General features: G+C 57.6%; 11 protein-coding genes and 3 tRNA genes. 1 reads left to right on the top strand and 13 read right to left on the bottom strand.

The window, feature by feature from the left end:
• The 8 genes from V7747_RS18495 to V7747_RS18460 form a co-directional block, all read right to left on the bottom strand.
• On the bottom strand, nt 1–200 hold a 200-nt coding region (locus V7747_RS18495), incomplete at its 3' end, for a GTP-binding protein (RefSeq protein WP_335617464.1).
• Nucleotides 201–285: 85 nt separating this feature from the next.
• Nucleotides 286–361, bottom strand: a tRNA-Thr gene (locus V7747_RS18490).
• 25 nt (nt 362–386) lie between these two features.
• Nucleotides 387–460, bottom strand: a tRNA-Gly gene (locus tag V7747_RS18485).
• 24 nt (nt 461–484) lie between these two features.
• Nucleotides 485–569, bottom strand: a tRNA-Tyr gene (locus tag V7747_RS18480).
• Between the two features lie 134 nt (nt 570–703).
• Nucleotides 704–1,408, bottom strand: a complete 705-nt coding sequence (locus tag V7747_RS18475; RefSeq protein WP_335617463.1) for an SPOR domain-containing protein — start codon at nt 1,406–1,408, stop codon at nt 704–706.
• A complete protein-coding gene (locus tag V7747_RS18470) occupies nt 1,408–2,157 on the bottom strand; it encodes a type III pantothenate kinase (protein WP_335617462.1) in 750 nt (249 codons plus the stop codon). The genes V7747_RS18475 and V7747_RS18470 overlap by 1 nt, the downstream gene beginning before the upstream one ends.
• A complete protein-coding gene (birA, locus tag V7747_RS18465) occupies nt 2,147–3,118 on the bottom strand; it encodes a bifunctional biotin--[acetyl-CoA-carboxylase] ligase/biotin operon repressor BirA (RefSeq protein ID WP_335617461.1) in 972 nt (323 codons plus the stop codon). Before birA ends, V7747_RS18470 begins: the two co-directional genes overlap by 11 nt.
• Before the next feature lie 64 nt (nt 3,119–3,182).
• Complete coding sequence (locus V7747_RS18460; protein WP_335617460.1) at nt 3,183–3,407, bottom strand: DUF1127 domain-containing protein; 225 nt, start codon at nt 3,405–3,407, stop codon at nt 3,183–3,185.
• A 94-nt stretch (nt 3,408–3,501) separates the two neighbouring features.
• On the opposite strand from V7747_RS18460, the gene V7747_RS18455 reads away from it, so the two are divergent.
• The gene (locus tag V7747_RS18455; protein WP_335617459.1) at nt 3,502–4,356 is read left to right on the top strand and encodes a LysR substrate-binding domain-containing protein; all 855 of its coding nucleotides are present in this window, start codon (nt 3,502–3,504) and stop codon (nt 4,354–4,356) included.
• Here the strand turns inward: V7747_RS18455 and V7747_RS18450 are convergent.
• From V7747_RS18450 to cysP, 5 genes are read right to left on the bottom strand one after another with little or no spacing between them, the layout of a single operon-like run.
• Nucleotides 4,346–4,963, bottom strand: coding sequence for a class I SAM-dependent methyltransferase (locus V7747_RS18450; protein WP_335617458.1), 618 nt, complete (start codon nt 4,961–4,963; stop codon nt 4,346–4,348). The two genes, V7747_RS18455 and V7747_RS18450, sit on opposite strands and share 11 nt — an antisense overlap.
• A gap of 29 nt (nt 4,964–4,992) precedes the next feature.
• On the bottom strand, nt 4,993–6,093 hold the full coding sequence (locus tag V7747_RS18445; protein WP_335617457.1) for a sulfate/molybdate ABC transporter ATP-binding protein: 1,101 nt from the start codon (nt 6,091–6,093) through the stop codon (nt 4,993–4,995).
• Nucleotides 6,093–6,959 (bottom strand): sulfate/thiosulfate ABC transporter permease CysW, encoded by an 867-nt coding sequence (cysW, locus tag V7747_RS18440; protein WP_335617456.1) that lies wholly within the window; start codon nt 6,957–6,959, stop codon nt 6,093–6,095. The genes V7747_RS18445 and cysW overlap by 1 nt, the downstream gene beginning before the upstream one ends.
• A gap of 3 nt (nt 6,960–6,962) precedes the next feature.
• The gene (cysT, locus tag V7747_RS18435) at nt 6,963–7,802 is read right to left on the bottom strand and encodes a sulfate/thiosulfate ABC transporter permease CysT (protein ID WP_442909303.1); all 840 of its coding nucleotides are present in this window, start codon (nt 7,800–7,802) and stop codon (nt 6,963–6,965) included.
• Between the two features lie 39 nt (nt 7,803–7,841).
• Nucleotides 7,842–8,867 carry a thiosulfate ABC transporter substrate-binding protein CysP gene (gene cysP, locus V7747_RS18430; RefSeq protein ID WP_335617454.1) on the bottom strand — a complete coding sequence of 342 codons (1,026 nt, stop codon included), beginning with the start codon at nt 8,865–8,867 and terminating at the stop codon, nt 7,842–7,844.
• Between the last annotated feature and the right edge of the window lie 435 nt (nt 8,868–9,302).

Genomic DNA, 9,302 nt, shown 5'->3' with positions numbered 1-9,302 from the left:
TGCGAGGTGTTGATGGTGATACCACGTGCTTTCTCTTCCGGCGCGTTATCGATCTGATCGAAAGCGCGCGCAGAGCCGCCGTATACTTCGGCGCAAACACGGGTCAATGCAGCTGTCAGAGTAGTCTTGCCATGGTCAACGTGACCAATGGTGCCTACGTTCAGGTGCGGTTTGCTACGTTCGAACTTCTCTTTAGCCATCGAGAGATCCCCTATTCGTGAGAGCAATGCGCGTGTCACGCGACCATTAAATAAAAGGCAGATATTCGCATATCTGCCTTGATACTGGAGCTCATGAGCGGATTTGAACCGCTGACCTCACCCTTACCAAGGGTGTGCTCTACCAACTGAGCTACATGAGCTTACACATCATTGCATTGCCAGAGCTGGAGCGGGTAGCGGGAATCGAACCCGCACCATCAGCTTGGAAGGCTGAGGTTCTACCGTTGAACTATACCCGCCAAGTGCCTGGCTAACGCGAAATCTGGTGGAGGGGGAAGGATTCGAACCTTCGAAGGCTAAGCCGTCAGATTTACAGTCTGATCCCTTTGACCGCTCGGGAACCCCTCCGTAAAAGAGGCGCCATTTTCATCACTTGGCACCACTCTGTCAACACTTTTATTAGCAAAAACACTTACTTGAACGCTGTTCAACACCAATAAAAGCGCTTCTTGGCAAAGCGTTGCCTTGAAGCGGGCGCCATTCTAGGGGATGTTGCGCGTATTAGCAACGCCGTCACAGGCCTGATACCGATGCTGCATGGCAGGAAAATCCTTGCGCAGCCGCGCCAACATCGCCTGATCAAGCAGCCGACGCGCCTGCGGCGGAACCTGCAAGAGAAATTGATCACGGGTTTTCTCTACCGCCTCAATGCGCACATCGTAGCCTTCCGCCTCAAGCTGGGCCTGACGAGCAGCCGCATAATCCTGCTGACTGAACACGCCCAGCGACAGATTGCCAGCCAGGTGGCCGCGAGTGATAACAAAGCTGTCGATGCCACGCTCCTGCAGCAAAGACAAGCGCGCCAGGGCGCCTTGGCTGCCTCCTGCGACCGCCATTACCAGCCAGTAATCTGTCGTGGTGACCACCGCGCGCGTGACCAGCTCTGCCGGCACATCCACCGCAAGCAGGCGCTGCTGCAACTGATCAACCTCGGCACGCACACTGAACGTACCCAGCATGACGCACAACGCTGGCGGAACCTCATCTCGCTCCGCAGCAGCGGGCTGCGACTGAGGCGCCGACTCAGGCTGGCTCGAGGTCGGTCCATCATCACCAGTCACCGGCGTATTGGCGACAATCTTTTGCGGAGCCTCATCGCCAGCAGAGGGCTGCCAGCCAGCTATTTGCCATTGCCACAGCGCATACAGCACATTCAGCAGCAATAGAAAGAGGAATAGCGAGCGCATCAGTCAATCTCCATCGGGCAAGCCAGCGCAAGCCCGTCGAATACCAGATCGCTCAGGGTATGACAGGTCTCCGGCAAGGCCTCCGCCATACGCTCGGCATCGCCCCCAGTCAGAATGACCACCATCTCGTCACCCAGTACCTGCCGTGCGACACGCAACTGTTCGCGCACAAAACCCACCAGCATCAGATCACAACCAAACTCGACCGCTTCCGCGGTAGTACTACCCGGGGTAGGCTGCAATAAATCGCCGCGCAGTGATTGCTCATAACGGATCAAACGGGTGTGTCGCTGCAAACTGCCACGCAGCAATTTGCTGCCGGGTGCGATGTAACCTCCCAAGTGCTGGCCCGCCGCGTCGACAAAGTCCACGGTCACCGCGGTACCCAGGTCAATGACTACACACGCACGACGACAATGGTTGTAGCCGGCAACCAAAGCCAACCAGCGGTCCATGCCCAACTTGCTGTGGTCCGCGTAGCCGTTACGCACTCCGGATAGCTCCGCGCGACTCTTTGCTAGCACCGGATGCAGCTTGAGCCAACTGGTCAACTGATCCATCACCACCTGGGTCTCATCGGCCGACCGCACACTAACCAGACGGCAGCCGTGAATCTCGCGCTCCTGGCCGCCCAACAAACACTGCAGCTCCACCAGATCTGGCGCCATGTCCCGATCACGCACTCGCCCTTCCCGGTCGAGCAAGCGCCACTTGATCAGCGTATTACCGCAATCGAGCTCAAGAAGCATGGCTTAACCTCAAACTGACTTCGCCACCACTGACCTGCCGCTCCCCTTCTGCGGTCAATAAGCGCAAGGCACCGGTCGCATCCACACCCAGGTTTCTCCCCACCAGGACGTTGGCGCCAGATATCACCTGAACCTCGGCACCCAACCAGGCATCGCAAGCCTGCCATTGCGCCTGAAACGCCAAAAAGCCATCCCGAGCAAACAGCCTAAGCGCCTGTGCAAGTCGCTGCGCAAATGCGGCAATCAGCTGATTCCGATCCAACAGACCCTTCTGACCACTGCCACGCAGCGACGTCCAGCCCTGATCGATATTGTCATCTTGCTCCATGAGCACGTTGACACCGACGCCAATAATCACCACCGCGTCAGCGGTAAGGTCGCCACTGATTTCCAACAGTACGCCAGCCAGCTTGGCACCATTGAGCAGAATATCGTTCGGCCACTTCAGCTGGCACCCTTGGTAGCCACAAGCCTCAAGCGTCTGCACCAAGGTCAGACCCACCACCAGACTCAAGCCTTCCAGCCCCTGTGCACCACCACTCACAGGCTCGACAAAAGACATATAAATGTTCTGGCCAAAGGGGCTGCTCCACTGACGTCCACGCCGGCCACGACCAGCGGTCTGCTGCTCAGCGATCACGGCCAAGGGTCGCACCCCCGACTCGGCAATCAGACGCTGGGCCTGCGCATTGGTGGAGTCAATCTGCTGGTAAAGATGCCAATGCCAACGCGACTGCAAGGGAGCAGGGAGCGCCTCTCGAACGAGACCACAATCCAGCAACACTGCACCCGGCGGAATACGGTAGCCCTTGCCCCGCACTCGGTGCAGGGGAAAGCCCTGCTGCTCGAGACGTTGTAGCGACTTCCAGACGGCGGCGCGACTGACACCCAGCTGCTCCCCGAGCTTTTCGCCCGAATGAAATTGGCCATCGGCCAGCAGAGCAAGAATCGCATGCAACATGAGTCAGCAGCACCCAGATGGAGAAACCGCACATCATACCGTTGCCGGCGCTCTGCCGCTATCCTCAGTCAGGGAGGTCCCAGAACGGACGCGCAGCCTCACTCAGCGCCTCTGCGCGCGATACACCGATATCGCTCAACTGGTGCGAGGACAAACTGGCCAGCAAGCGACGTTCGTAGCTGACCCGATGCCAGCGACGCAGCAACAACCAGCTCCGCGCGATCACGTTCACTAGCCAACGCCACCCGCCCTGCCGGCTCCGTACCACGCTGCATGCTAACGCTTTCATATTTGCTTCCTCCTGACGATGGAGAAAGTCTGCGCGCAGGCGTAACATCAATCCAACGAATGTTTCTTATGCAAGACATCTACAGGATTGATTTATGGCGGAGTACCCAACCATCGATAGCGAGCTGCTGCGTACCTTTGTTGCCATAGCCGACCAAGGCGGCTTTACCCGTGCCGCCGAAGTACTCAACCGCACCCAATCTGCCGTAAGCATGCAAATGAAGCGGCTCGAGGTAGACGTGGTAAAGCGCAACCTGTTTCAGCGTGCCGGCCGCCAGCTGGAACTCACCGCAGAAGGTCAGCTACTGCTTAGCTACGCTAGGCGCATTCTCAAGCTGCAGGGCGAGATCATTAGTACCTTGCGCGAGCCGCACATGGTCGGTTCGGTGAGCATTGGCACGCCGGACGACTATGTTATGCGCTTTCTGCCCAGCATCCTTGCCCGCTTCGCCCAGAGCTATCCTATGGTTCAGGTCGAACTTCACTGTGAGCCCTCCTACCAGTTGCTGCAGCGCAAGGACCTGGATCTAACCATCGTTACCCGCAAACCGGGGACCGAGATCGGCCAACTGTTACGCCAAGAGAAAATGGTCTGGGCCCAAGCCACAGGTTTCGCCTTGCACGAGCAGAGCAGCCTGCCGCTGGCCATGTTCAACAATGACTGTTTCTGCCGGGAGTGGGCATGCAATGCGTTGGATGCCATGGAACGCGACTACCGTGTGGCCTATACCAGCCCCAGCCTGTCCGCCATCATGGCCGTGGTCGGCGCTGGGCTGGCAATTACCGCCCAGCTGGAAAGCCTGATTCCCGCTGATATGCAGATTATTGGCGATGAGCACGGCCTGCCGAGCATGCCCTCAGCCAGTATAGTGCTGCTGCGCAACCCGCAGGCGCAAAGCCCGATTACCGAGTGTTTGGCGGAGTACGTAGCTGAAGGGTTCAGGCTTTGAGCGCTGCGCCCCGATACAGATAAGTCATTAGCCTGGGGCCGGCGATATAGCCCTGATGCAGCTCATGCAGCACGAATCCGGCCTGCTGCAACAACCGCGGAATATCACGGTCCAGGTGGCAGCCTCCGGCAATCGGCCTCCACCAGGGTGTCAGCCGGCGCTGCCAGCGCTGTACTGAGGCTTCGCTCGACAAACCGTGCTCACAGAACAATAACTGACCTTGCGACTTCAACACCCGCCGCATTTCCACCAGTGCAGGCATTGGGTCAGCGATACTGCACAGGGTAAAGGTCATGACCACGGTGTCGTAACTATCGGCGGCTGCAACGATGCCATCCGCACCAACGGCGACCATCTCGACAGGTATGGCAATCTGCGCAGCACGCTTGCGCGCCAATGTCTGCATCTGCGCGGCCGGATCCACCCCGACAATTCGGCTAACCTGTTGCGCATCGTAGTACTGCAGGTTCAAGCCAGTACCCATGCCAACCTCGAGCACCTCGCCGCGCGCCCGCGGCATTAGCTCGGCGCGAAGGCGCATGACATCTCCCATACCACAGGCGCTATCAATCAAACGTGGCAGAACAAAGCGCTCATAGGGGTTCATGCCACCTCCGACCCTGTTGAATAAAGCTGTTAGCCTTCAACCCAGCTGAGCGTGCGAGGGTGCGACCGCTGCACGTCAAACAGATGCCCGACATCGGGTACAGCGTAGCAGCGGTCGCCCCGCTGCGGTTGCCAACGGTTGAACTCGACGTGACTGATCCCCACCTCCCATGGCTCCTGCGCTTGCCAACCACAAGGGCTAAGCTCAAGACGAACTTCCGCACCGATCAGGCTGATGGACTCAATCTGCAGCGGCAGGTGCGCATGGGCTGCGGGACAGTCCTGCAGACGCACCTCGTGCGGACGCAGGTAGAGCTGAACCTCACCAACGCAATCCAGATCCCCCGGCAAGGTGACCCAGGCTTCGCCTTGCATCAGCCGCTGGTCGTGCAGCGCGCCATCAAGCACGTTCACATGCCCGAGAAAGTCGAATACAAAGCGGCTTTCCGGTTCGGCGTACAGCGCCTGCGGGTGGTCAACCTGCTCAATCTTGCCCGCACTCATCACCACAACCCGATCAGATAGCTCCAGCGCTTCCTCCTGATCGTGGGTAACAAACACACTGGTGAAGTGCAACTCGTCATGCAAGGCGCGCAACCAGCGGCGCAGGTCTTTGCGAACCTTGGCATCCAACGCGCCAAAAGGCTCGTCGAGCAGTAATATCTGTGGCTTCATGGCCAGTGCCCGCGCCAACGCGATGCGCTGCTTCTGACCACCGGACAACTGCGAGGGGTAGCGGTTGCTCAAATGTGCCAACTGCACCATTTCCAGCAAATCCGCCACCTGCTGGCGAATCTGAGCTGCAGCGGGCCGCTCGGCACGGGGCAATACTTCGAGGCCAAAGGCGATATTCTGTGCCACCGTCATATGCCGGAACAGCGCATAGTGCTGAAACACAAAACCGACTCGACGCGCGCGCACATGCAGCGACGTCACGTCCTGATCATGAAACAAAATACGCCCCTGCTCGGCCGACTCGAGACCGGCAATAATCCGCAGCAGCGTCGTCTTGCCAGAGCCCGACGGACCCAGCAGGCCGGTCAACTGGCCATCGGGTATATCAAGCGAGATATCCTTCAGGGCCTGAAACTGACCAAAATACTTGTTGATACCCTCTAACCTGATACTCATCAAAGACTGTCCGCTTGGTCTGATTCGGGGGCGCGTTGACGCGCCTGGCGCCACTCCACAAAGCTTTTTACCAGCAGCGTCAGCAGCGCGATGCCAGCCAGGAGCGAGGCACTGGCAAAAGCGCCGGCAACGTTGTAGTCCTGATACAGCAGCTCGACATGCAGCGGCAGGGTATTGGTCTCGCCACGGATGTTGCCGGACACAACCGACACCGCGCCAAACTCCCCGACCGCACGTGCATTGGTCAAGACCACCCCGTAAAGCAGCGCCCATTGAATATTCGGCAAGGTCACCTTGCGGAACAGTTGCCAGCCAGAGGCGCCCAACACCACCGCAGCCTCCTCCTCTTCGCGGCCCTGCTGCTGCATCAAGGGGATAAGTTCACGCGCAACAAAGGGGCAGGTAACAAAGACCGTCACCATGACAATGCCCGGCCAGGCAAACATCAACTGGATATCCTGATCCATCAACCAGCCGCCCAACCAGCCGTTACTGCCATACAGCAGCAGGTAAAGCAGGCCAGCGACCACTGGGGAAACGGCAAAAGGGATGTCGATCAGGGTAATCAGCAGCTTTCGGCCCGGGAATTCGAAACGGGTCACCAACCAAGCGAGAAACACACCAAATACCAGATTTATCGGCACCGTCATGGCGGCAACCAGGAGCGTCAGCCCAATCGCCGCCAAGGTATAGGTATCGGTCAAGTTGGCCCACAAACTGTCGGTGCCGGCCGAAAAGGCCTGAGCAAAGATCAGCACCAGGGGTACCACCAGCAACAACAGCACCAAGGTCAGAGCCACACCAATCAGGCTCCACTTGACCCAGGGCTGATCACCGATACGTAACATGGATTTGGCTTTACTCATCACTTAGCGCCCGTGCAAGCGGCGAAGGTAGCGCGCCTGCCACAAGTTTATTGCCAGCAGCAGCAGCAAAGAGACTATCAGCACTACGGAGGCAATCGCGCTGGCCGCCGCATAGTCGTACTCCTGCAGCCGCACGAAAATCATCAGGCTAGTGATTTCACTAACGTAGGGCATGTTACCGGCAATAAAGATGACCGCACCAAACTCACCGAGACTGCGGGTGAACGAGAGCGCCACCCCCGTCATCAGCGCGGGCCACAAAGAGGGGAACAGGACACGGCGAAACACCGTCCAGTCGCTGGCTCCCAGACTGACGGCGGCCTCTTCGTCTTCTGGAGCGATATCTTCGAGCACAGGCTGCACCGTCCTGACCACGAAAGGCAGGCTGGTAAACGACATAGCGACGATAATTCCCAAGGGAGTAAAGGCAACCTTAATCCCGAGAGCAGCCAGCAACTGACCATACCAACCACCTTCGGAGAACAAAGCCGCGAGGGTAATACCAGCCACGGCTGTGGGCAGCGCAAACGGCAGATCCATCAGCGCATCGACAACCCGCTTACCCCAAAACTCATAGCGTACCAATACCCAGGCCAACAGCAATCCAACCACGCCATTGAACACCGAAGCGATGGCGGCAGCCCAGAGCGTTACTCGATAAGACGCCACGACACGCTCATCGCTGATCACCGCCCAGTATTCCCCCCAGCTCATACCGGCAGTTTGCATGACCAGACCAGTCAATGGCAGCAGCAGCACCAACCCAATAAACAGCAGCGACACACCAAGACTCAAAGCAAAGCCCGGTAAGACGCGCTTGCCGGGCTTGTTATTTCTCGCCAGCGTTGGACTGGCCAAGGAAGTACTCATGAACGGATTCGATTACCTGCGTTGAAGTTGGTCCAGTTTACCACCACTGGCAAAGTGAACCTTCATCGCATTCTCCCAGCTGCCGGCGATTTCCTCGATCGGCAATAGCTCAAGCTCTGGGAACTTGTCGGCGAACTCCTGTTTTACTGTCTCGTTCTGCACGCGGTAGTAAAACCCTGCAATTAAACGCTGAGCCGGCTCGCTGTACAGGTGCTCAAGGTAGGCCTTGGCGACAGCCTCGGTGCCGTTGCGCTCAACATTGCGATCAATCCAGGTAACTGGAAACTCAGCCAGAAAGCTGACCTTTGGCACCACCACCTCAAATCCGGCATCCGGATTCTGGGCAACGATGTTGTTAACCTCAGACTCGAACGTCAGCAACACATCACCAATGCCACGTTCAATGAAGGTAGTAGTTGCACCACGCCCGCCGGTGTCAAACACGGCAACATTACCCAGGAAAGACTTAAGATAAGCGTCGGACTTGGCCTCGTCGTCCGGGTAGGCCTTTTGCGCGTACCCCAATGCAGCCAGATAGCTGTAGCGACCATTGCCCGAGGTTTTCGGGTTAGGCATTACCGAGCTAACGTCTTCGCGGGCCAGGTCATCCCAGTTCCTAATCTGCTTTGGATTGCCCTTGCGGACCAAAAAAGCCATGGTCGAGTAGTAAGGCGAACTGGCGTTTGGCAAGCGCTCCCGCCAGTCGGCCGGAATCAGCTTTCCGCGCTGTTGCAGAATGTCGACGTCTGTCACCTGGTTGTAAGTAACCACATCGGCGCGCAGGCCCTGCAAAATCGCTTGTGCCTGCCGGGAAGAGCCACCGTGCGACTGCTTGATCTCGATGCTCTTGCCGGTTTCCTGCTGCCAATATTCGCTGAACTCAACGTTATAGGCAGAGAAGAGTTCTCGCGCGATGTCATAGGAAGAGTTGAGTATCTCCTGATCCGCCGCCTGAACCGGCGCAGTCATGCCAACACTCATCGCCAACACACCAACCAGTCCTTTCAAACGCCCAGATACCGAAAAACCAGAAAACATACCATCCTCCTACGCCTATCGAACAAGCAGGCCATGATTGCGAACAGGGGGTACAGCCTACAGAAAGCGCAAAGATAGAACAATAAAGCCTTTATACGCATTTGCTTATTACATAAAACGCTAAAGAATAAGGCCATAACACGCCCCCCAGCGCACTTAATCAACGCACCACGCGATGGTGGTTGAATAGCTGGAGAACTAGTCAGGGTGCGGTTACAAGGAGCGGATCAAGCGATACGCCTATTGAGGTGGGATGCCAAGATGCCGGCTCACCCAGTAACCCAGCGACCAAGTGCAAACAAAAGGAGAGCCGACCACTAGCCTACCGTCAGCGCAGGGGTAATTCATCGCGCGCGCTGGCTTTGCATCGCACAAAGTAAAACCCCCGACCTGTTACCAGATCGGGGGTTTCGGTATAAGCGCTTGACGATGACC

Source organism: Halopseudomonas sp. (assembly GCF_036960865.1).
Taxonomy (GTDB): domain Bacteria; phylum Pseudomonadota; class Gammaproteobacteria; order Pseudomonadales; family Pseudomonadaceae; genus Halopseudomonas.
The sequence above is the reverse complement of the archived record's forward strand: the minus strand, read 5'-3'. Positions and strand labels throughout refer to the sequence as shown.

Coding starts and splice junctions, on each gene's coding strand:
- cysP (WP_335617454.1), bottom strand. CDS start 8,867: ATGTTTTCTGGTTTTTCGGTATCTGGGCGTTTGAAAGGACTGGTTGGT.
- birA (WP_335617461.1), bottom strand. CDS start 3,118: ATGTTGCATGCGATTCTTGCTCTGCTGGCCGATGGCCAATTTCATTCG.
- V7747_RS18470 (WP_335617462.1), bottom strand. CDS start 2,157: ATGCTTCTTGAGCTCGATTGCGGTAATACGCTGATCAAGTGGCGCTTG.
- V7747_RS18445 (WP_335617457.1), bottom strand. CDS start 6,093: ATGAGTATCAGGTTAGAGGGTATCAACAAGTATTTTGGTCAGTTTCAG.
- V7747_RS18455 (WP_335617459.1), top strand. CDS start 3,502: ATGGCGGAGTACCCAACCATCGATAGCGAGCTGCTGCGTACCTTTGTT.
- V7747_RS18460 (WP_335617460.1), bottom strand. CDS start 3,407: ATGAAAGCGTTAGCATGCAGCGTGGTACGGAGCCGGCAGGGCGGGTGG.
- V7747_RS18475 (WP_335617463.1), bottom strand. CDS start 1,408: ATGCGCTCGCTATTCCTCTTTCTATTGCTGCTGAATGTGCTGTATGCG.
- V7747_RS18450 (WP_335617458.1), bottom strand. CDS start 4,963: ATGAACCCCTATGAGCGCTTTGTTCTGCCACGTTTGATTGATAGCGCC.
- cysW (WP_335617456.1), bottom strand. CDS start 6,959: ATGAGTAAAGCCAAATCCATGTTACGTATCGGTGATCAGCCCTGGGTC.